We start from the raw sequence: 22,231 nt of genomic DNA, 5'->3' as shown, positions 1-22,231 counted from the left end.
CGCATCGCCCCGGAATGACGACGTTTGGGCACCTATGACACCCACCGAGATCGAAAAAATCTTTCGCGACGAGGCGGGGCGGGCGCTGTCCACGCTGATCCGCCTCGTCGGCGATTTCGATCTGGCCGAGGATGCCTTGCAGGACGCGTTTGCGGTGGCGCTGGAACGCTGGGCCGCCGCCGGCCTGCCGTCCAATCCACGTGCGTGGCTGGTCAATGTCGGTCGCAACAAGGCGGTGGATCGCGTCAGGCGCAACATCGCGTTCCGCGGCAAGCAGCAGGAATTGACGCATGAGTTGTTGCTGAATGCGTCCGAGCCGTGCGAGCCATCCGACGGTGGGGTCGTCGACGACGACATGCTGCGGCTGATCTTCACCTGCTGCCATCCGTCCTTTGCTATCGAAGTGCAGGTCGCGCTGACGCTCAAAACGGTATGCGGCCTCACCACGGCCGAGGTCGCGCGCGCATTTCTGGCCAGCGAGGAAGCGATGGCGCAGCGTCTGCTGCGTGCCAAGCAGAAGATTCGCCTCGCCGGCATTCCCTATGAGGTTCCGGAACGCGAGGCGCTGGAGCCGCGCCTGCGCGGCGTGCTCGCCGTGATCTATCTTGTCTTCACCGAAGGCTATGCCGCCACCTCCGGCGCGGATCTGATGCGGCCGGATCTGGCGCGCGAGGCGATCCGGCTGGCGAGGTTGCTCGATGCGCTGATGCCAGCGCGTGGCGAGATCAAGGGGTTGCTTGCCCTGATGCTGTTGCACGATGCCCGCCGTGCCGGCCGCGAGACCGCCGGCGGCGACATTGTGCTGCTGGAAGAGCAGGACCGCAGCCTGTGGGACCAGCGCCAGATCGCCGAGGGCTTGGTGCTGGTGGAGGATGCGTTGCGGATACCGGGGCGGCCTCAATCCTACGCGGTGCAGGCGGCAATCGCCGCCTTGCATGCGCGGGCGCCGAGCTATGAAGATACCGATTGGCCGCAGATCGCCGGGCTGTATGAAGTGCTGCTGCGGATCAGCCCGTCGCCGGTGATTGAACTCAACCACGCCGCTGCCATCGCGATGGTCGACGGCCCGGCACGCGCGCTCGATCTGGTCGATGCGCTGGAGGCGCGGGGCGGACTGAAAGGTTATGAACTGCTGCCGGCCGTGCGCGCCGATTTGCTGCGCCGGCTGGACCGGCGCGATGCTGCGCGCGAAGCCTATCTGGCCGCGACCGCGGCAACGCAGCTTGAGCCGCTGCGGCGATTTTATGCGCGGCGGATCGCTGAGATGGGGTGAGACGGACGGAGATCATTCCGTCATTGCAATGACGGAAAAAGCTACCTCGCCGCCACCGTCGTCATCGCCTCCGCCGGCAGGCTCGCCAATAGTGCATGCAGCGTGCTCATGGTCGAGTGATCGGCGATGCCGTCAACGCGTGCGGGGCGGAAGTGGCGCTGGAACGCGGTGACCACTTCCATGGTCGGGCCGTCGAACTTGCCGTGGGTCGGGATGTTGTAGCCGTATTTGGCGAGCGCCGCCTGCATGTTGGCGACGCCGTCTGAGATGCTGCCGAGCTTGAGCGTTTCGCCGCGCACGATCGGCGCCGGCTGCACCCAATGGCCGACGCCGGAATTTGCCAGCAAGTGCCACGGAAATTTTTCGCCAGGATCCTTCTTGCGCGCCGGCGCGACGTCGGAATGCGCGAGCACGCGATGCGCGGGTACCTTGCGGCGGAGCATGATGCCGCGGCACAGCGCGATCACGGCGGCGATCTGGCGCGATGGGAAATCCGGATAGCCCCAATCGTGGCCGCTGTTGATGATCTCGACGCCGATCGAGCAGGAATTGATGTCTTCCTCGCCGGCCCAGGAGGATACGCCGGCGTGCCAAGCGCGCTTGGCTTCCGGCACGCTCTGCACGATGCGGCCGTCCTCCAGCACGATGTAATGGGCTGAAACGTCGGTGCCGGGGGTGCAGAGCTGGGCGATCGCGCCTTCCACGTCCGGCATGCCGGTGTAGTGCAGCAAGATCATATCGGCGACGCGGCCGTTGTTGCGGTCGCCATAGTTCGGCGACGGGATGACATCGGATGCGATCGAGGAATCCGGGGTAAAGGTCTTCATGTCGGCGTTGGCCCTGGGAACGGGAAGGGCGCGTTGACGCCTCGAATCAATACCAGCAGGTGTGAACGAACCAGAAGCCATTTTTTAAACCCAAACCGGGCGGCAGAGCGGCAACATCGTGTTCAAACGGCAATAATCGTTTACTATTCATTTACCGCGTATCCGCGCAATGCGGCGGCCGAGTTCCCTCTCGTATTTTGACCGGGTGTGGGCGGGGCGCATCACCCTTGTTCGGTGTCTCGAAAGCGCGGAAAACCCGCGGTCGACCATCAACGCTTTCTTAACGCTAAGTGCCGTTACTAAGTGGTGAATAGCCGAACCGGGTTGGGGACGGCCGAGGCCCTCTTTCACGCTCGAAAATGCCATGGCAACCCAGCAAATTCCGTCTGGAAATGAGGGGTCGCGGGGCCGGGCGAGAGGCGGCAATCCCACCTGTTCGCGGCCATTTGGCCGGAAAAGCCCGGCGAAGCGCAGAGATTTGAGGCGCAATGGGCCCGTTCGCGTCCAGTTTTCGTACCACAGACTGGAAAACGCCAGAGGACGGCGCATGACCCCGGCTGCGCCGCGTCACATCTCGGTGCTCGGCCGCGAGGCGGTCGAGATGCTCGGTCCCAGGGACGGCGGCATCTATGTCGACGCGACCTTCGGCGCCGGCGGCTACAGCCGCGCCATTCTCGACACCCCGGGAACACAGGTCATCGGCATCGACCGCGACCGGTCGGCGGTTGCCGGCGGGTTCGACTTGGTCGAGCAGTCCGGCGGCCGGCTGACCCTGGTCGAGGATCGATTCTCCAACCTTGCCGAAATCTGCGCGGCGCAAGGTGTGCCTGCGGTGGACGGCGTCGTGATGGACGTCGGCGTTTCCTCGATGCAACTCGATCAGGCCGAGCGCGGTTTCTCGTTCCGGCTCGGCGGCCCGCTCGACATGCGGATGGGTCACGACGGGCCGACGGCGGCCGACGTGGTGGCGAAGGCCTCCGAGAGCGATCTCGCCAGCATCATTTATATCTTCGGCGAAGAGCGCCATTCCCGCGCCGTCGCGCGCGCCATCGTGGCGGCGCGGAAAGAGGCGCCGATTACGACCACCCAACACCTGGCCGATATCGTCGGCAGGGTGGTTCGCTCAAAGCCCAACGAGATCCACCCGGCGACGCGCACGTTCCAGGCCTTGCGGATCTTCGTCAACGCCGAACTCGACGAACTGCATCTCGCGCTGGCGGCGGCGGAGCGCGTACTGAAGCCCGGCGGGCGCTTGGTGGTCGTCTCGTTCCATTCGCTGGAAGACCGCATCGTCAAGGATTTTTTCAACGCGCGCGGCAAGGCCGGCGGCGGTTCGCGGCATTTACCCGAAGTGGCCCAGGCGGCGCCGAGCTTTCAGATCCTGACGAAGCGTCCGGTGACCCCCGGTGAAGCCGAGCTTGCCGCCAATCCGCGCGCGCGTTCGGCAAAATTGCGCGCTGCCGAGCGCACCGCAGCGCCGGCGCATGCAGCAGGCCGCCTGCCGGCGTGGCCGACCCTTGCCGACGTGATGAGGGGAGGCTGATCATGCGGATCATCCACTTCCTCGTCATCGGCGTGCTGGTGTTCGCGGCCGCCTATGTCTACCGGATCAAGATGGAATCGACCGCGCGCGTCGAGCGTGTGCTGCGGCTCAACGCCGAGATACGCGAGCAGCGCGATGCGATTGCGGCGCTGCGCGCGGAATGGGCCAAGCTCGATGCGCCGCTGCGGCTGCAGGGACTTGCCGAGCGCCATCTCAACCTGAAGCCGCTGGTCGCCACGCAATATGACCAGTTGAAGAATTTGCCGGAACGGCCGCCGGCTTTTGCGCGGCCGGGTGCGCCCGATCCGATCGGCGCGATGATCAACACCATCGAGGCTGCCGCCGAGGCGCCGCCCACAACCGGCTCTGTGCCCGCACCGGGAGATCAGCAATGACCGGCCGCGCGCTTGCCAACTCCAGGAGGCCCGCGGAACCGTGGCGGCGGCGGCTGATCCGCAGCCTGCTCTATGGGCGCAATGTCGACCGCGCCGTCAAGGCGCGGGCGCGGGTGGGCCTTGCGATCCTGCTGTTTGCGGCAATCTATGCGGTGCTGGCCGGACGTCTGGTGATGTTCGCCGTCGGCGCCGACGGTCACGGCGGCCGCCGCGCCGCTTCGCAGGACGCGATTGCAACCGCGCGGCCCGACATCGTCGATCGTAACGGCGAGGTGCTGGCGACCGACGTCAAGGCGCCGAGCCTGTTCGGCGAGCCCAGGCGCATCATCGACAAGGACGAGGCGATCGAACTCTTGACCGCGGCGCTGCCGGACCTCGACACCGCGGAGGCGCGCACGCGCCTGTCGTCGCGCAAGGGATTTGTGTGGCTGAAGCGCGAGATCACGCCAAAACAGCAGCACGACATTCACAAGCTCGGCATTCCCGGCATCGGCTTCCTGCGCGAGAACAAGCGCGTCTATCCGACCGGCGCTGCGGTCGCGCATCTGATCGGCCTTGTCAACATCGACAACGCGGGCATCGCCGGGATGGAGAAGTGGCTGGACAATAACGGTCTGGCCGATCTGCACCGCGCCGGCTTCGCCACCGATCGGCTGCAAAAGCCGGTGGAACTGTCGATCGACCTGCGCGTCGAGCACGCGCTGCGCGACGAATTGCTGAAGGCGAAAGAGAAGTACAAGGCCAAGGCAGCTTCCGGCCTCGTCTCCAATGTCAGGACCGGCGAGATCGTAGCCCTGGTGTCGCTGCCGGATTTCGATCCGAACAATCCGAAAGAGGCGCACGACCCCGAGCGCATCAACCGCCTGACCACGGGCGTGTTCGAAATGGGCTCGACCTTCAAGGCGCTGACGCTGGCGATGGCGCTGGATTCCGGCAAGGCCAACCTCAACACGCTCTATGACGGGCGTGGCACGCTGAAGTTCGGCAAGTTCACCATTCACGACACCCATCCGGTCGGCCGCGCGATCACGCTGTCGGAAGTGTTCACCTTCTCCTCCAACGTCGGCGCGGCCAAGATCGCGCTGGCGCAAGGCGTCGAAGCCCACAAGGCATTCCTGAAAAAGCTCGGCCAGATGGACCGGCTGCGCACCGAGCTGCCGGAAAGCGCGTCGCCAATCGTGCCGAAGCGCTGGACCGAGCTCAACACCATCACGGCTTCGTTCGGCCATGGCATCGCGGTGGCGCCGCTGCAGGCGGTGATGGGCATCAATGCCTGCATCAATGGCGGTCTTTTGATTCCCCCGACCTTCCTCAAGCGGTCGGAAGAGGAGGCGCGGGCCATCGCCAAGAAGGTGCTCCGAACCGAAACCTCCGAGAAGATGCGCTATCTGATGCGGCTGAACGCCGAGATCGGAACCGCCAAGAAGGCCGACGTGAAGGGCTACTATATCGGCGGCAAGACCGGCACCTCGGAAAAGGTGGTCAACGGCCGCTATTCCAAAAAACAGGTGCTCAATTCCTTCACCGCGATCATCCCGGCCGATAATCCGCAGTATCAGTTGCTGGTCATGCTGGACGAGCCGAAGGCGCTGCCGGAAACCCATGGCTTCATCACCTCGGGCTGGAACGCGGTGCCGACCGGCGGCAAGGTGATTGCCCGCATCGGCCCGCTGCTGGGTGTTGAGCCGCGCTTCGATCTGCCGCCGTCCGACCGCCTTATTCTTGCAGCATCGAAGACAACCCAGTAAGGCGTAGGAGGAGCATGATCCGGAAAAGTGGAGACCGGTTTTCCCTCGCGACAAACGCGAAGCGTTTGCGCGGAGATCATGCTCCCAAGATAGAGATAGATCATGATCCAAATCGGATCATGATCCACGCGCGCCAAACTGCGCCGGGCCGGACTGGAACAAGATGAAACTTCGCGACCTCTTCAGCGATGACGCTGCGATCGAGCCGCAGGCGGAAGCTGTCGATGTGAAAGGCCTTAGCGTCGATAGCCGCGCGGTGAAGCCCGGTGATCTGTTCTTCGCGCTCGCGGGGACCAAAACCGACGGCTCGCGCTTCATTGATTCCGCGGTCAAGGCGGGTGCGGTTGCGGTAGCCGGCGAGCGTGTCTCTTCGGACGCCCGCGTTCCCTTCGTCGTCACGCCGAACCCGCGCCGCGCGCTGGCGCTGGCGGCGGCGAGATTTTATCCGCGTCAGCCCGCGACCATCGCGGCGGTGACCGGGACCAGCGGCAAGACCTCGGTCGCGGCGTTCACGCGCCAGATCTGGGAACGGCTCGGGCACGCCTCCGCCAGCATCGGTACCATCGGTCTGGTGTCGCAAAAGCGCACGGTTTACGGCTCGCTGACGACGCCGGACCCGATTGCGCTGCACAGGCAACTCGACGAGATTGCGGGCGACGGCGTGACGCATCTGGCTTTCGAAGCCTCCTCGCACGGGCTCGACCAGTTCCGGCTCGATGGCGTGCGCATCGTCGCCGGCGGCTTCACCAATCTTTCGCGCGATCATATGGATTACCATCCGGATGAGGCGCATTACCTTGCTGCCAAGCTGCGACTGTTCCGCGATCTCATCGCGCCCGATGGCGCGGCCGTGATTTCGGCCGATCATGATTGTTCGCAGCAAGTGATCGAGGCGGCGCAGGCGCGGCGCTTGCGGATCATCGCCGTCGGCGGCAACGCAGATGGCGCGGGCGAAGGCATCCGCCTCGTTGGCGTCACCGTCGAAGGATTCGCGCAAGATCTCGCGCTCGAACACCGCGGGCGCAACTACACCGTCAAACTGCCGCTGGTCGGCGAATTCCAGATCGAGAATGCACTGGTCGCCGCAGGACTCGCGATCGGCACCGGCAGCGAGCCGGCCGCGGTGTTCGAGGCGCTCGAGCATCTCGAAGGCGCCAAGGGCCGGCTGGAGCGGGTCGGCGAGCACAATGGCGCGCCGATCTTCGTCGATTACGCGCACAAGCCGGATGCGCTGGCCAAGGCGCTGCAGGCGCTGCGGCCTTACGCGAAGCGCAAGCTCGTCGTCATCTTCGGCGCAGGGGGCGACCGCGACGCCGGCAAGCGTCCCATCATGGGCGCGATCGCCGCCGAGAACGCCGACCAGGTCATCGTTACCGACGACAATCCGCGTAGCGAAAATCCGGCTGCAATCCGCGCCGCCATTCTGGCGGCGGCGAAGGGCGCAACAGACATCGGCGATCGCGCGGAAGCGATCCGGGCAGGGATCGCGGCGCTACAGCCTGGCGACGCATTGCTGATCGCCGGCAAGGGGCACGAGACCGGCCAGATCGTCGGCGACAAGGTTTTGCCGTTCAGCGATCACGAGGCGGTGGCGGCCGCGCTCGCAGCGAGGGTGGAATGAGCGCGACGCCATTGTGGACGATTGCCGAGGTTGCGCGCGCGCTGGGGCTGTCAGGCGAGTACCCCGACACGCCGATTGATTTCGTCACGCAGGACAGCCGGCTGGTGAAGCCCGGAAGCCTGTTCGTGGCGTTGAGCGGCATCCCGAGCGGCGGCTTCATCTCCAGTTTTGCCAGCGCGCGCGACGGCTGGGAATTCGCCGACAAGGCCGAGGCGGCCGGCGCGGTGGCGATGATCGTCCCGCACGCCATCGACGGCGTCCGCGTTCCGCAGTTGATCGTCAAGGATACGCTGATCGATGGCCTGTGGGCGCTGGCGCGCGCCGCGCGGGCGCGCTTTGCCGGCCCGGTGATCGGGCTCACCGGCAGCGCGGGCAAGACCAGCACCAAGGAATTCCTCGCCGCCTATCCGAATGCCTACGCGAGCCCGAGCAGCTTCAACAATTTTTGGGGCGTGCCGCTGACGCTGTGCAATGCCAGCCCGCGAGCGAGCGTGTGGGTGGTCGAGATGGGCATGAACCAGACCGGCGAGATCGCGCGGTTGAGCGAGCTGACAAAACCAACGGTCGCGCTGGTGGTGAACGTGCAGCCCGTGCATCTGGAAAAGCTCGGCAGCCTGGAGGCGATCCGGCGCGAGAAGGTGAGCATCGCGCAGGGCCTGCCGAAAGATGGCGTGCTGGTGTTGCCTGACGATGTCGTGGCGCAGGAATGGAACGGCAAGGTCGTTCGCTTCGGCGAAGGTTCGGATATTCACGCATTGAGGCATACGCCGGAGGGCGAGAGCTGGAACGTCGCCGCGCAGGTGAACGGCAGCCGGATCGAATTCGGCCTGACGCCCGGCGCGCCGCATCGCCTGCAGAACGCGTTGGCCGCGCTGGCGTCGATCCATGCCGCGGGGCTCAATCCAGCGGCGCTGGCGAAGGAACTCGGCGATGTCGGCATCATGACCGGCCGTGGCGTGGAGCAGACGGCCCACGGCGTGACCGTGATCGACGACAGTTTCAACGGCAACCCGGCCAGCATGGTGGCCGCGCTCGGCAGCCTGAGGGCGCGGCCGGTGAAATCAGGCCGGCGTATTGCCATTCTCGGCGACATGCTGGAATTGGGCGCCGATGCGCCGGCCTATCACGAGAAACTCGCGAAAGACCTGACGGGAATCGACGGCATCTACTGCGTCGGTCCGTTGATGCGCCATCTATACGACCTTGTACCGGCAGGACGGACGCTCGGCTGGCACGAAGATCCGACGACGCTCGATCCCCAACAAATCGCCGCATTGCTGCGGGACGGCGACGTGGTGGTGGTCAAGGGCAGCAAAAAAATGTTCTGGGTGAACAAGTTTGTGCCCAGGCTGCTGGCCGCCTTGCAGGCAAAGGCGTAAGCTGGTCGCACCCGGCGGCCCGTTGCTTCCGCGAGAGGCGATTCGTCAATGCATGACCAAGATTTGCTTGGTTTGAGGATGAAAACGATTATCAAGGCGTTCCCGGAACGAACGCGTTCCCGGAGCGCTTGCCGCCAAAGGCGGCGCAACCAAGCCGCGTGATAGGGCCTACCTGAATGTTTTACTGGCTGATCGAGCTTTCCAATACTGTTCCCGGTTTTGGCATCTTCCGCGGCTTCTTCAACGTGTTTCGCTACATCACCTTCCGCACCGGCGGGGCGATGGTGACGGGCGCGCTGTTCGTGTTCCTGTTCGGGCCCTGGATCATCGATCACTTGCGGCTCAGGCAGGGCAAGGGCCAACCGATCCGCACCGACGGCCCGCAGTCGCATCTGATCTCCAAGAAGGGCACGCCGACGATGGGCGGGCTGATGATCCTGTCGGGCCTCGTGGTGGCGACGCTGCTGTGGGCCAATCCGCTCAACCCCTATGTCTGGATCGTGCTCGCGGTGACGCTCGGCTTCGGCTTCGTCGGATTTTACGACGACTATCTGAAGGTGACCAAACAGAGCCACAGCGGCTTTGCCGGCAAGCTGCGGCTTTTGATCGAAGCGGTGATCGCGCTCGCGGCCTGCTACGCGCTGGTGCGGCTCGGCCGCGATGCGACGTCGACCTCGCTCGCGGTACCCTTCCTGAAGGACGTCGTGATCAATTTCGGCTGGTTCTTCGTGATCTTCGGCGCCTTCGTCATCGTCGGCGCCGGCAACGCGGTGAACCTGACCGACGGTCTCGACGGGCTTGCGATCGTGCCCGTCATGATCGCCGCCGCCAGTTTCGGTATGATCTCGTATCTGACCGGCAACGCGGTGTTCTCCGACTATCTGCAGATCCGCTACGTCGCCGGCACCGGTGAGCTCGCGGTGCTGTGCGGCGCGGTGCTTGGCGCCGGCCTCGGCTTCCTCTGGTTCAACGCACCGCCGGCCTCGATCTTCATGGGCGATACCGGCTCGCTCGCGCTCGGTGGCATGCTCGGCGCCACTGCGGTCGCGGTGAAGCACGAGATCGTGCTCGCCGTGATCGGTGGCTTGTTCGTGCTGGAAGCCGTCTCCGTGATCGTGCAGGTGGCCTCGTTCAAGCTGACCGGAAAACGCGTGTTCCGGATGGCGCCGCTGCATCACCATTTCGAGCAGAAGGGCTGGACCGAGCCGCAGATCGTGATCCGGTTCTGGATCATCTCGGTGATGCTGGCGCTGGCCGGCCTCTCCACGCTGAAGCTGCGGTGATCGCTTGATTCCCATCACATCCTTTGCCGGCAAAACAGTCGCCGTGTTCGGCCTTGGCGGTTCGGGGCTGGCGAGCTGCCACGCGCTCAAGGCCGGCGGCGCGGAGGTGATCGCGGGCGACGACAGCGCCGACAATGTCGCCAAGGCGGCGCAGGCCGGTTTCACCACGGCCGATCTGCGCACCGTATCGTGGTCGAATTTCTCGGCCCTGGTCCTCACCCCCGGCGCGCCGCTGACGCATCCGGCGCCGCACTGGTCCGTGCTGATGGCGCGGCAGGTCGGCATTGAGGTGATCGGCGACATCGAACTGTTTTGCCGGGAGCGCCGCCGTCACGCGCCCGAGGCGCCCTTCGTCGCCATCACCGGCACCAACGGCAAGTCCACCACGACCGCCCTGATCGCACATTTGATGAAGGTTGCGGGCTACGATACCCAGATGGGCGGCAATATCGGCACCGCGATCCTCTCGCTGGAGCCGCCGCGGATGGGACGCGTGCATGTGGTCGAGATGTCGTCGTACCAGATCGATCTGGCACCTTCGCTCGATCCATCCGTCGGCATTCTGCTCAATGTCAGCGAAGACCACATCGATCGCCACGGCACGCTGGAAAACTATGCCGCGGTGAAGGCGCGGCTGGTTGCCGGCGTGCAGCCGCAGGGCACTTCGATCGTCGGCGTCGACGACATCTGGTGCCGCAACATCGCCGACCGGCTCGACCAGGCGGGCAAGCGCGTGGTGCGGATCTCCGTGAAGAATCCTTTGCCCGACGGTGTCTATGTCGAGCGCGAAACCGTCGTGCAAGCGTCCGGCGGCGCGCGCAACGAGATCGCAAGGCTGGGCGGCATCGGTTCGCTGCGCGGCCTGCACAACGCGCAGAATGCGGCATGCGCTTCGGCCTGCGCGCTGGCGATGGGCATCTCCATCGATACCCTGCAAAACGGTCTGCGCAGCTTTCCGGGGCTGGCGCACCGCATGGAGCAGGTCGGCCGCCGTGGCAACGTGCTGTTCGTCAACGACTCCAAGGGCACCAATGCCGACGCCGCCGCGCACGCGCTGTCGTCGTTTGCCGACATCTTCTGGATCGCCGGCGGCAAGCCGAAGCAGGGCGGCATTACGAGTCTCACCGAATATTTCCCCCGTATCCGCAAAGCCTATCTGATCGGCGAGGCCGCACAGGAATTTGCGGGCACGCTGGGCGAGCGGGTGCCGCACGAGATTTCGGAGACGCTCGATGTGGCAGTGGCCAACGCCGCACGCGACGCGGAAGCCTCAGGGATCGTCGATCCCGTGGTGCTATTGTCCCCCGCCTGCGCCTCGTTCGACCAGTACCGCAATTTCGAAATCCGTGGTGCCGCATTCCGCGATCTGGTGACGGCATTGCCGGGCGTGAAGCCGGTGGTGTGAGGTTATCGTGTCCCGGACGGGTTGCGGCATCTAATGCCGCTACGCAGAGCCGGGACCCACGGCGGCATGGGCCCCGGCTTGGCAGCGCACCACTTCGCGCTGCGCCGCATCCGGGGCACGAGTGCGGTGTAGGATGGGTAGAGCGCAGCGAAACCCATCGCTGCGGCGATGATGGGTATCGCTCCGCTCCATCCATCCGACGCGCTAGAATTGTCGCTCTGGCCCGGTCGAAGGCGACATAAATGGCAGTTCATGCTCCTTCGCGTATCAGCTTCGCGTTCGTGATCCTTTCGGTGGTCTGCGCACTTCTCGCCGTCGTGGATGCAGCGCGTGCGTCCGACAGCGTGTCTTTAAGCGAATCGACGATTTCGTGGAGCACCGTCCAGTACGCGACCTCAGCGGAGAATGGGTTCGTCAGCGGGTCGCTCGACAAGAAAACCATCGTCGATCGCACGTTCAAGACCTACGTGCTCGAGAATCGTTATCTGAAGGCAACGCTGTTGCCTGAATTTGGCGGACGGATTCTTTCGATCATCTACAAGCCGACCGGCCATGAACAACTTTATCGCACCGAAGTAGGCGTGCCTTACGGGATGAAGGCCGGCAACTTCTATTACGACTGGCTGATGGTGTATGGCGGCATCTTCCCCACATTTCCCGATCCCGAGCACGGCAAGACGTGGCTGAAGCCGTGGCAGTTCAAGGTCGTGAAGGAGAGTGCCGGCGAAGTGACGGTATCGATGTCGTTCAAGGATGACTTTGCCTATTCGGCGGCACCGACGCAATTCCTCAAGGAGGCGACGGGTATCGAAGCGACTTACTACGTCACGCTGAAAGCGGACCGCGCCGCGCTCGATACGCGCGTGGTGCTGAAAAATCCGCAACGCCAGGCGATCGATTACGAGTACTGGACGTGCACGACGCTCGCGCCGGGATCGGACCCGAAGAATCCCAAGACGACCGGCGGCGCAGAAATCATCGCGCCGATCCAGGCCTACAGCACGCCGGCCTGGTCGGCCAATCTGTCTGAAGGTGATGAGAGCTTTGGTCCAGGCAAGAGCCGTTTCGAAAAACTGCGCTACTTCAAGAACTGGCCGACAATGGGCATCGCGTACGCGGCGCCCGATATGCAGGGCGGAAACTTCTGGGGTGTGATCAATCACGACAACGAGGAGGGGATCATCCGCATCGCGGACAATACCGTCACGCGGGGTTTGAAGATGTGGACGTGGGGATTTCCGTCGTTCACGAATGAAACCGACGCGCGCAAGGACCCGAGCGAAGCGCGGCCTTACGTCGAATTATGGGCCGGTGTGTCGGACCAGTTTTTCCACCGCGCCAAGCTTCCCGCGCAGGGCGAAATGTCTGTTACGGAGACCTACAGCCCGATCGTCGGCATGAGCAACGTGACAAGTGCGAACGAAAATATCCTGATCAATTTTTCGGCCGCGGCTTCTGAAGTGAATCTTCAGTTCTTCAGCATCGAGCCGGCCACGCCGTTGCGCGTAACGTTGAAATACGGCGATGCGATATTGTTCAACGACACCGTGGAAGCCGACCCGAACAACGGAAATCGCATTTCCGCGCCGCTTCCTGCAGGCGGCAGCGGCGATCAGGTGCGGCTGACGATCACCACCGTGGAGGGAAGAGAGCTGATCGCGGCCGAGACAAGGACAAGGTGAAACCTTGCCGGCCGCAATCGTGTCCCGGACGCGTTGCGGCATGTAATGCCGCTACGCAGAGCCGGGACCCACAACGCTTGGCCCCGGCCTGGCAGCGCACCGCTTCGCGCTGCGCTGCATCCGGGGCACGAGATCCCGCTCAAATCATCTGCAATTCATTAACCCCCCATAAACCATCCTGCGCCACCAATGGGCGTTACCTCTGCCATTTTGGGGACGCCCATGCTCGCCCGTGACCAACGCACCCCGTTTTCGGACTGGTGGTGGACCGTGGATAAGCTGCTGCTTGGCGCGATCTTGGCGCTGATGTTGGGCGGCGTCATCCTGTCGCTGGCGGCGAGTCCGCCGGTGGCGACGCGGATCGGGCTTGATCCGTTCCACTTCTTCAGCCGGCACATGCTGTTCCTGCTGCCGTCCCTCCTGGTGCTGATTGGGGTATCGTTCCTGTCGCCCAGGCAGGTCCGCCGTCTTGCGCTATTGGTGTTCGTGGTGAGCGTTCTCTTGATCGTCGCGACGCTCGTCTTCGGTGCGGAGGTGAAGGGATCGCGGCGCTGGATCACGCTGCTCGGCGTCAACATCCAGGCTTCCGAATCCGCCAAGCCTGCCTTCGTCGTTATGGCGGCTTGGCTATTTGCGGAATCGACCAAGCGGCCGGAAATGCCGGCGACCTCGATGGCGATGGTGCTGCTGCTGACGCTGGTGTCGCTGTTGGTGATGGAGCCGGATTTCGGCCAGACCATGCTGATTCTGATGGTGTGGGGCGCGCTGTTCTTCATCGCAGGCATGCGGATGATCTGGGTGGCCGGCCTAGCTGGCGTCGCGATGGCCGGGTTGTTCAGCGCCTATCTGTTGGTTCCGCACGTCGCGGGCCGCATCAGGCGCTTCCTGAATCCGGCATCTGGCGACACCTTCCAGGTCGACATGGCAATGGAAGCTTTCTGGAACGGCGGCTGGTTCGGGCTCGGCCCCGGCGAAGGCATCGCCAAGCGCAGCCTGCCGGACAGCCATACCGATTTCGTATTCGCGGTGGCGGCGGAAGAATTCGGCATCATCCTGTGCCTGGCGCTGGTTGGGCTGTTCGCCTTTGTCGTAATCCGCACGTTGACGCGGGCCTACGCGAGCGAGGACATGTTCTCGCGCTTTGCGGCATCGGGACTTGCGATCCTGTTCGGCATGCAGGCTGCCATCAACATGGCGGTCAATCTGCAACTGATCCCCGCCAAGGGCATGACGCTGCCCTTCATCTCCTATGGCGGTTCGTCGATCATTTCGCTGGCCTATGGCGTCGGCATGATGCTGGCGCTGACGCGGCAGCGCCCGCGCACCGAAGTGGAATCGATGAACGCGGCCGGCGTGGCGCGCGGCTACGCCTGAGGGCGTGACTAGCGCCGCGGCGTCGGCTATTTGAAGCCATGGACAACACGCCCCTCATTCTGCTGGCTGCCGGCGGCACCGGCGGCCATTTGTTTCCCGCTGAAGCGCTCGGGGTTGAGCTCATCAAGCGGGGCTTGCGCGTGCGGCTTGCGACCGATGCCCGCGCGTTGCGCTATAGCGGGCTCTTTACCCGCGACAATATCGACGTGGTGCCGAGCGAGACCGTGCGCGGCCGTAATCCGTTGTCGCTGGCGCGCACCATTATCATGCTCGGCTATGGAACGGGCGTAGCGCTCAACCTGGTGCGGCGGCTGAAGCCCGCGGCCGTGGTCGGCTTCGGTGGCTATCCGACGCTGCCGCCCTTGATCGCGGCACGGCTGCTCGGCGTGCCCGGCATCATTCATGATGCCAACGCCGTGCTCGGCCGCGCCAACCGTTTTCTCTCCAGGCGCGTCAATGCGATCGCGACCTCGCTGCCCGGCGTGCTCGATCGCGATCCCTCGCTCGCGGGAAAGACGACCACGGTCGGCACGCCGATGCGCCCGGCGATCCTTGCCGCCGCCGCGCAGCCGTTCTCGTCTCCGGAACCGAACGCGCCGCTGCGCTTGCTGGTGGTCGGCGGCAGCCAGGGCGCGCGGGTAATGAGCGACATCGTGCCGGGCGCGATCGAACGGCTCGAGCCGGTGCTGTGGAGCCGCATCGCCCTGACGCAGCAGGTGCGCGAGGAAGACATGGCGCGGGTGCGGGCGATCTACGACCGGCTCAAGATCAAGGCCGAACTTGCGCCGTTCTTTACCGACCTGCCGGCACGGCTGGCGTCCAGCCATCTCGTGGTCTCGCGCTCCGGCGCCGGCACCGTGGCGGAACTCGCCGCGATCGGCCGGCCCGCGATTTTGGTGCCATTGCCCGGAGCGATCGACCAGGACCAGTTCGCCAATGCCGGCGTATTGGCGAAGGTGGACGGCGCTTTGCGGATTCCGCAAGGAGAATTCACCCCCGACCGGCTGGCCGCCGAAATCTCTGCCTTTGCCGCCGAGCCCGCCCGGCTGGCCGCGATGGCCGCCGCTGCTCGCCAGGTCGGCCGGCTCGATGCCGCGGAACGGCTGGCCGATCTGGTCATGAAAACGGCCGGAATTTGACGTCCACGATGGCCCAAAAAGCGCTTGTCATGCCCCGCGAAAGCGGGGCATCCAGTATGCCGCGGCGCCTGATTTGAGCCTTGGCTCTTAGGAATACTGGCTCTTAGGAATACTGGCTTCGCGGAATACTGGATCGCCCCACCCCTGTGCGCAATTGCGCACATGGCGGGCGATGACGGCCAAGGACAAACCCATGAGACTGCCGCGCGAGATCGGACCCATTCACTTCGTCGGGATCGGCGGCATCGGCATGAGCGGCATCGCCGAAGTGCTCGTCAATCTCGGCTACATCGTGCAAGGCTCGGACGCTTCCGAAAGCGGCAATGTCGCGCGGCTGCGGGAGAAGGGCGTCAAGGTCTCGGTCGGCCACAAGGCCGAGAATGTCGACGGCGCCGACGTGGTCGTGGTCTCGACCGCGATCAAGCGCGACAATCCCGAACTGATGGCGGCTCGCGCGCAGCGCATCCCGGTGGTGCGTCGCGCCGAAATGCTGGCCGAACTGATGCGGCTGAAAAGCTGCGTCGCGATTGCCGGCACCCATGGCAAGACCACGACGACATCGATGGTCGCGGCGCTGCTCGATGGCGGCAATCTCGACCCGACCGTCATCAATGGCGGCATCATCAACGCCTATGGCACCAATGCGCGGCTGGGAGCGGGCGACTGGATGGTGGTGGAAGCCGACGAGAGCGACGGCACGTTTTTGAAACTGCCGACCGACGTGGCCATCGTCACCAATGTCGATCCTGAGCATCTCGATCATTTCAAGACCTTCGAGGCGATCCAGGACGCGTTCCGCAATTTCGTCGAGAACGTGCCGTTCTACGGCTTTGCGGTGATGTGCATCGATCACCCGGTGGTGCAGAGCATCGTCGGCCGGATCGAGGATCGCCGCATCATCACCTACGGCGAAAACCCGCAGGCCGATGCGCGGCTGATGGACCTGACGCCGATCGCCGGCGGATCGAAGTTCAAGGTTGCGATCCGCAACCGCAAGACGGAGGCCACGCACGAGATAACGGACATAGCGTTGCCGATGCCGGGCCGGCACAATGCGTCGAATGCGACCGCGGCGATTGCGGTGGCGCACGAACTCGGCATCTCCGACGAAGCGATCCGCAAGGCAATCGCGGCATTCGGCGGCGTCAAGCGGCGCTTCACCCGCACCGGCGAGTGGAACGGCGTCACCGTGATCGACGACTATGGCCATCACCCCGTCGAGATCGCTGCAGTGTTGAAGGCTGCGCGTGACTCCTATAGCGGCAAGATCATCGCCGTGGTGCAGCCACACCGCTTCACCCGCCTGCAGTCGCTGTTCGAGGAGTTCTGCACCTGCTTCAACGACGCCGATGCGGTCATCGTCGCCGAGGTCTATCCGGCAGGTGAGGCGCCGATCGAAGGCATCGACCGCGACCACTTTGTGCTCGGCCTGCGCGCGCATGGCCACCGTGAAGTGGTCCCGCTGCCGAGTTCGACGGAACTCGCAAAAGTCGTCCGCGGCATCGCCAACCCCGGCGACCTCGTGGTCTGCTTAGGGGCCGGCAACATCACGCAATGGGCCTACGCACTGCCGGGCGAATTGAAGGCGTTGGGGTGATGATGCTTGCACTCACCGTGGACGTCGAAGGGAAGTGCAGCCATGAAGGCCGGCGTTTGCGGCCACCCCTCTCCCTAACCCTCCCCCGCAAGGGGGGAGGGAACCCTACCGCTGGTGCGTCCCTGACTGAGCCAATCGATGTAGCTTTTCCTGCGTGTGAGGTGGGCACGCTGGTCAGGCTCCCTCCCCCCTTGCGGGGTCCGAGGCGAGCGAAGCTCGCTCTCGAGGTTGGGGAGAGGGGTAAGCCCCGGGCGTTGGTGCAAGCCGAAACGCGATACGCTCTCAAATCATGTTGCGAGACGGTTGGCGCGGCATGACCTTCCCCGACATCACGCCCAATCTGAAAGCCGCGATGCCGCAATTGCGCGGCCGGCTGTTGGCGAACCAGTCGCTCGCCGAGTTGACCTGGTTTCGCGTCGGCGGGCCGGCGCAGGTGTTGTTCACGCCGGCGGACGAAGACGATCTCGCGTATTTCTTAAAGCTGCTTCCGAAGGAATTGCCGGTCTATGTGGTCGGCGTCGGCTCCAATTTGATCGTGCGCGACGGCGGTATGCCGGGCGTGGTGATCCGGCTGTCGCCGCGGGCGTTTGGCGAGACCAGGGCCGAGGGCGATATCGTGTGCGTGGGCACGGCTGCGCTCGACAAGCGCGTGGCGGAAACGGCGGCGGCGGCCGGGATCGGCGGCATGGAATTCTTCTTCGGCATTCCGGGCAGCATCGGCGGCGCGTTGCGGATGAATGCCGGCGCCAATGGAAGCGAGACCAAGGACGTGCTGGTCGAGGCGACCGGCATCGGCCGCGACGGCACGAAGCATGTCTTCTCCAATGCCGACATGAAGTTCGTCTATCGCAACAGTGGCGTCGATCCCTCCGTCATTTTCACCTCCGCGCGCTTTCGCGGGCAGATCACGGACGCCGAAACCATCCGCGCCCGGATGAACGAGGTGCAGAGCCATCGCGAAACCGCGCAGCCGATTCGCGAAAAGACCGGTGGCTCCACCTTCAAGAATCCGCCCGGCAACAGCGCGTGGAAACTGATCGACGCAGCCGGCTGCCGCGGGCTTCGCGTCGGCGGGGCGCAGGTCTCGGAAATGCACTGCAATTTCCTCATCAACACCGGCAACGCCACCGGGCATGATATTGAAACGCTGGGCGAAACCGTGCGCGAGCGGGTTAAAGCGAATTCTGGAATCGAGCTGCACTGGGAAATCAAGCGGATCGGGATTTCCGCATAGATTGCGGGGTTCGATGCTTCGCATCGCCCCGGAATGACGGATAGGTAAAGGCTGATGCGAACGACCATTCTCTTTGGCGGCACCAATAAAGAGCGGCTGGTTTCGGTGGCGACCGCGCAGGCGCTGCACCGCGCGTTGCCGGAAGCCGATCTCTGGTTCTGGCATGTGGCAGACACCGTTCACGAGGTCAGTTCAAAGGCGCTGCTCGAGCATTCGCGTCCCTTCGAGGATGAATTCAAGCCGGGCAATCGCGGTGTCGCGCTGGAAGCGGCGCTCGACAAGGCGAAGGCGGAAGAACGTGTGCTGGTGCTCGGGCTGCACGGCGGCCGTGCCGAGAACGGCGAACTGCAGGCGATGTGCGAAATGCGCGGCATTCCCTTCACCGGATCCGGCTCGGCATCGTCGAACCTCGCTTTTGACAAGGTCGCAGCGAAACGGTTTGCGGCGATTGCCGGTGTCGCGGCTCCGGCAGGCGTCGCCTTGGAAAACCTTGAAGCTGCGTTTGCCGAACATGGCAGGCTGATCGCAAAGCCGGCGCGAGACGGTTCGAGCTACGGCCTGATCTTCGTCAACGCCAAGCAGGACCTGGTCGCGGTCCGCAACGCCGCTAGAATCGAAGAATATCTGATCGAGCCCTTCATCGCGGGCGTCGAAGCAACTTGCGGCGTGCTGGAGCAGTCGGATGGTACGTTGATGTCGCTGCCGCCGATCGAGATTGTCCCGGGGGAGGGCACCTTCGACTACACGGCCAAGTATCTGCTCAAATCGACTCAGGAGATCTGCCCGGGGCGCTTTTCTCCTGACATCACTGCGCAACTGCAGGATCAGGCGCTGCGGGCGCACAAAGCGCTCTCCTGCAGCGGCTATTCCCGGACCGATTTCATCGTCTCGGCGAACGGGCCGGTTTACCTCGAAACCAATACCTTGCCGGGACTGACTGCGGCCTCGCTCTACCCGAAGGCGCTCAAGGCCCAGGGGATCGAGTTTCCGGATTTCCTGCGGGATCAGATCGCCTTGGCCGAACGCCGCAGCCGGAAGCGGGCTTGACCGGCCGGACGGCCCGTTAACAGCCCGTTAACCCGGAACTAACCTCGCCACGAGAAATGTTGCTAAAATCCTAAGAATTGTCCGGCAAACTACTCAAAAGACGGGTCAAAGCGCATCACCAGCCCCCCGTTTTTACACTTTGTTTACCAGGAAGAACGAAGGTTAACGCTGGCGGCGCATGTGGCGCTTGGCTGCCGGGGTGCGCTGTTCCGACTTCAGGTCAGCACTTAAGTCCGGCACGGCCGAGACGTCATCTGAGCCAGCGCTCGCAAAAAAAGCTTGCGGGAACAACACTTGGACAGGCTCGTGCAATGGATGGTGCAGGACGCCTCACGCGGTCGGTGAGATCGGTGGGGCCCCAGGCTGACCTGAAAGCAGCCGCTATTGGAGCGGTCGTGCTGCTGCGCGAGCGGCTGGGCCGTCGCGCCCGCGTCCCGGCGAAGCCCACGATCGATCGCGAACCGCCGAATCGCTTGGTCCTTCTGGTCGAACGCTATCTGCCGAACCGTACCGGCATTGCCTTGACCGTTCTGATCCTGCTCGGCAGCGCCGGCCTTGGTATCGTCAAAGGCGGTCACGTCGATGAATTCACGGCGGCGCTCAGCGACGCCCGTAACACGCTGGCCAATTCGGCCGGGTTCCGCATCACAACCGTCGTCATCAACGGCCGCAAGCAACTGAGCCAGGACGAGGTGCTCGCGATCGGCGGCGTCAGTGGCCGCTCCTCGCTGTTGTTTCTCGACGCGGCCACCGTGCGCGACAAGCTCAAGGCCAACCCGTGGATATCAGACGCGACCATCCTGAAGCTTTATCCCGGCCAGTTGCAGATCGACATCGTCGAGCGCACGGCGTTCGCGCTGTGGCAGCAGGACGGCCGGCTGTCCGTGATCTCCGAGGACGGCGCTGTGCTGGAGCCCTATGTGTCGCGCCGCTTCGTGACGCTGCCGCTGGTGGTGGGCAAGGGCGCCGATGTCAGGGCCCGTGATTTCCTCGCGCTGCTCGACCGCTATCCGCAGGTCCGCTCGGTGACCAAGGCTGCAATCCTGGTCGGCGAACGGCGCTGGAATTTGCGGCTGAAGGACGGCCTCGACATTCGCCTGCCGGAGAACGACGTCGGCAACGCGCTTGCCATGTTGAGCAAGCTCGACAAGGAGGACAGGCTGTTCTCGCGCGACATCGTCGCAGTCGACATGCGCCTGCCGGACCGGCTGACGGTGCAATTGTCGGAAGACGCGGCCAAGGCCCGCGAAGAACTGTTCAAGGACAAGAAGACCAAGAAGAAGGCCGGTGATTCAGCATGACCGGCCTCGATCGCAACCAGACCCCGAAGACACGTCCCGTCGACCACAAGCGGACGGCGCTGGTGGCTTCGCTCGATGTCGGCACCAGCAAGATCGCCTGCATGATCGCGCGGCTGAAGCCGTCGCCGCCGAGCGACGCGCTGCGCGGCCGTACCCATGCGGTGGAACTGATCGGCTACAGCCAGATCCAGTCGCGCGGCGTCAAGGCGGGCGCCGTGGTCGATCTCGCCGAATGCGAGCAGGCGGTGCGGCAGGCGGTGGCGCTGGCCGAGCGCATGGCCAAGGTCCGCGTTGAATCAATATTGCTGTCGGTTTCCGGCGGCCGGCTGCAGGGGCAGCTTGTCGAGGCGGCCGCCGATATCAGAGGCGGCTCGGTCACCTCTGATGACGTCACCCGGGTGACCTCCACCGGCATGCGCCATGCCACCGGCGAGGGCCGCACGGTGCTGCATGCGCTCCCCGTCGGCTACGCGCTGGACGGCGTCAAGGGCATCCGCGACCCCCGCGGCATGGTTGCGCGGCAGTTCGGCGTCGACATGCAAGTCGTTACGGCGGACGCCACCGTCGCCCGCAACCTGATGCTGGTGGTCGAGCGCTGCCACCTCAATGTCGAGGCCATGGCGGCGAGTCCTTATGTCGCAGGCCTGTCCGTGTTGACCGACGACGAGGCCGATCTGGGCGCCGCCGTGGTCGAAATGGGGGCCGGATCGACCACGATTGCGACCTATTCCGGCGGCCGCTTCGTGCACGCGAGCGGATTTGCGCTCGGCGGGCAGCACGTGACAATGGATCTTGCACGCGGCGTCGGCGCATGCATTGCGGATGCCGAGCGAATCAAGACGTTATATGGCACCGTGCTGACCGGCGGGTCCGACGCGCGCGAGCTGATGTCTGTACCGACTGCGGGCGAGGAACACGATGCGCCGCAGATCGTCTCGCGCGCCACGATTGCCAACATCGTCCGGCATCGCGCGGAGGAGATTTTTGAAATGGTCCGGGACCGGCTCGCGGATTCCCCCTTTGCGGCAGAGCCGAGGGCGCGGGTTGTGTTGAGTGGCGGGGCTTCTCAGCTCACCGGCACCGTCGAACTCGCCACGCGCATTCTCAACCGGCCGGTCCGGATCGGCCGCCCGCTCGGTTTCGGCCGGCTGCCCAACGAGGCCAAGAGCGCCTCGTTCGCGGTTCCCACCGGCCTCCTGGTCTATCCGCAATACGCTCATCTTGAACACGTCGAACCGCGGCATACGCGGCAGCTCAAGACAGGGACAGACGGCTATTTTGGCAAGGTCGGACGATGGCTTCGCGAGGGCTTCTGATGACCGGTCCTGTGACCAAACGATTTTCACCAAATCCCGCGGCCGCCGGCCGGGGCGAACCAACGCG

At 64.4% G+C, this 22,231-nt stretch carries 17 protein-coding genes; 16 read left to right on the top strand and 1 reads right to left on the bottom strand.

All coding sequences use genetic code 11. The features are described 5' to 3' along the window. Positions 1-34 precede the first annotated feature (34 nt). Complete coding sequence (locus tag V1278_RS31560; protein WP_334383443.1) at positions 35-1,273, top strand: RNA polymerase sigma factor; 1,239 nt, start codon at positions 35-37, stop codon at positions 1,271-1,273. 41 nt (positions 1,274-1,314) lie between these two features. Here V1278_RS31560 and V1278_RS31555 read toward each other — a convergent pair whose 3' ends face one another. Next, positions 1,315-2,181, bottom strand: a complete 867-nt coding sequence (locus tag V1278_RS31555) for an N-acetylmuramoyl-L-alanine amidase (RefSeq protein WP_334383442.1) — start codon at positions 2,179-2,181, stop codon at positions 1,315-1,317. Between the two features lie 466 nt (positions 2,182-2,647). Here V1278_RS31555 and rsmH point away from each other — a divergent pair, with 466 nt between their 5' ends. From rsmH to ftsA, 15 genes are all read left to right on the top strand, one after another. Then, positions 2,648-3,643 carry a 16S rRNA (cytosine(1402)-N(4))-methyltransferase RsmH gene (rsmH, locus tag V1278_RS31550; protein WP_334383441.1) on the top strand — a complete coding sequence of 332 codons (996 nt, stop codon included), beginning with the start codon at positions 2,648-2,650 and terminating at the stop codon, positions 3,641-3,643. Positions 3,644-3,645: 2 nt separating this feature from the next. Further along, positions 3,646-4,038, top strand: coding sequence for a cell division protein FtsL (ftsL, locus tag V1278_RS31545; protein ID WP_334383440.1), 393 nt, complete (start codon positions 3,646-3,648; stop codon positions 4,036-4,038). After that, positions 4,035-5,786, top strand: a complete 1,752-nt coding sequence (locus V1278_RS31540) for a peptidoglycan D,D-transpeptidase FtsI family protein (RefSeq protein ID WP_334383439.1) — start codon at positions 4,035-4,037, stop codon at positions 5,784-5,786. The genes ftsL and V1278_RS31540 overlap by 4 nt, the downstream gene beginning before the upstream one ends. A gap of 163 nt (positions 5,787-5,949) precedes the next feature. Further along, complete coding sequence (locus tag V1278_RS31535; RefSeq protein ID WP_334383438.1) at positions 5,950-7,407, top strand: UDP-N-acetylmuramoyl-L-alanyl-D-glutamate--2,6-diaminopimelate ligase; 1,458 nt, start codon at positions 5,950-5,952, stop codon at positions 7,405-7,407. Then, the gene (locus V1278_RS31530; RefSeq protein WP_334383437.1) at positions 7,404-8,786 is read left to right on the top strand and encodes a UDP-N-acetylmuramoyl-tripeptide--D-alanyl-D-alanine ligase; all 1,383 of its coding nucleotides are present in this window, start codon (positions 7,404-7,406) and stop codon (positions 8,784-8,786) included. Before V1278_RS31535 ends, V1278_RS31530 begins: the two co-directional genes overlap by 4 nt. 176 nt (positions 8,787-8,962) lie before the next feature. Beyond that, on the top strand, positions 8,963-10,069 hold the full coding sequence (gene mraY, locus V1278_RS31525) for a phospho-N-acetylmuramoyl-pentapeptide-transferase (protein WP_057847013.1): 1,107 nt from the start codon (positions 8,963-8,965) through the stop codon (positions 10,067-10,069). Positions 10,070-10,073: 4 nt separating this feature from the next. Beyond that, positions 10,074-11,474 carry a UDP-N-acetylmuramoyl-L-alanine--D-glutamate ligase gene (gene murD / locus V1278_RS31520; RefSeq protein WP_334383436.1) on the top strand — a complete coding sequence of 467 codons (1,401 nt, stop codon included), beginning with the start codon at positions 10,074-10,076 and terminating at the stop codon, positions 11,472-11,474. 242 nt (positions 11,475-11,716) lie between these two features. Next, positions 11,717-13,156, top strand: a complete 1,440-nt coding sequence (locus V1278_RS31515) for a DUF5107 domain-containing protein (protein ID WP_334383435.1) — start codon at positions 11,717-11,719, stop codon at positions 13,154-13,156. Positions 13,157-13,378: 222 nt separating this feature from the next. Then, positions 13,379-14,530: a putative lipid II flippase FtsW gene (gene ftsW, locus V1278_RS31510; protein WP_334367425.1), complete on the top strand. Its 1,152-nt coding sequence runs from the start codon at positions 13,379-13,381 to the stop codon at positions 14,528-14,530. Positions 14,531-14,568: 38 nt separating this feature from the next. Then, positions 14,569-15,669 (top strand): undecaprenyldiphospho-muramoylpentapeptide beta-N-acetylglucosaminyltransferase, encoded by a 1,101-nt coding sequence (gene murG, locus V1278_RS31505; RefSeq protein WP_334383434.1) that lies wholly within the window; start codon positions 14,569-14,571, stop codon positions 15,667-15,669. Between the two features lie 193 nt (positions 15,670-15,862). After that, a complete protein-coding gene (gene murC, locus V1278_RS31500; protein WP_334383433.1) occupies positions 15,863-17,266 on the top strand; it encodes a UDP-N-acetylmuramate--L-alanine ligase in 1,404 nt (467 codons plus the stop codon). 313 nt (positions 17,267-17,579) lie between these two features. Further along, the gene (murB, locus tag V1278_RS31495; protein ID WP_334383432.1) at positions 17,580-18,500 is read left to right on the top strand and encodes a UDP-N-acetylmuramate dehydrogenase; all 921 of its coding nucleotides are present in this window, start codon (positions 17,580-17,582) and stop codon (positions 18,498-18,500) included. 54 nt (positions 18,501-18,554) lie between these two features. Further along, positions 18,555-19,547 (top strand): D-alanine--D-alanine ligase family protein, encoded by a 993-nt coding sequence (locus V1278_RS31490; protein ID WP_334383431.1) that lies wholly within the window; start codon positions 18,555-18,557, stop codon positions 19,545-19,547. A 311-nt stretch (positions 19,548-19,858) separates the two neighbouring features. Further along, positions 19,859-20,848: a cell division protein FtsQ/DivIB gene (locus V1278_RS31480; protein WP_334383430.1), complete on the top strand. Its 990-nt coding sequence runs from the start codon at positions 19,859-19,861 to the stop codon at positions 20,846-20,848. Next, on the top strand, positions 20,845-22,164 hold the full coding sequence (gene ftsA, locus V1278_RS31475) for a cell division protein FtsA (RefSeq protein ID WP_057847005.1): 1,320 nt from the start codon (positions 20,845-20,847) through the stop codon (positions 22,162-22,164). The genes V1278_RS31480 and ftsA overlap by 4 nt, the downstream gene beginning before the upstream one ends. The last annotated feature ends 67 nt before the right edge of the window (positions 22,165-22,231 follow it).

Origin of the sequence: Bradyrhizobium sp. AZCC 1577 (assembly GCF_036924575.1) — a bacterium.
Lineage (GTDB): Bacteria > Pseudomonadota > Alphaproteobacteria > Rhizobiales > Xanthobacteraceae > Bradyrhizobium.
The sequence above is the reverse complement of the archived record's forward strand: the minus strand, read 5'-3'. Positions and strand labels throughout refer to the sequence as shown.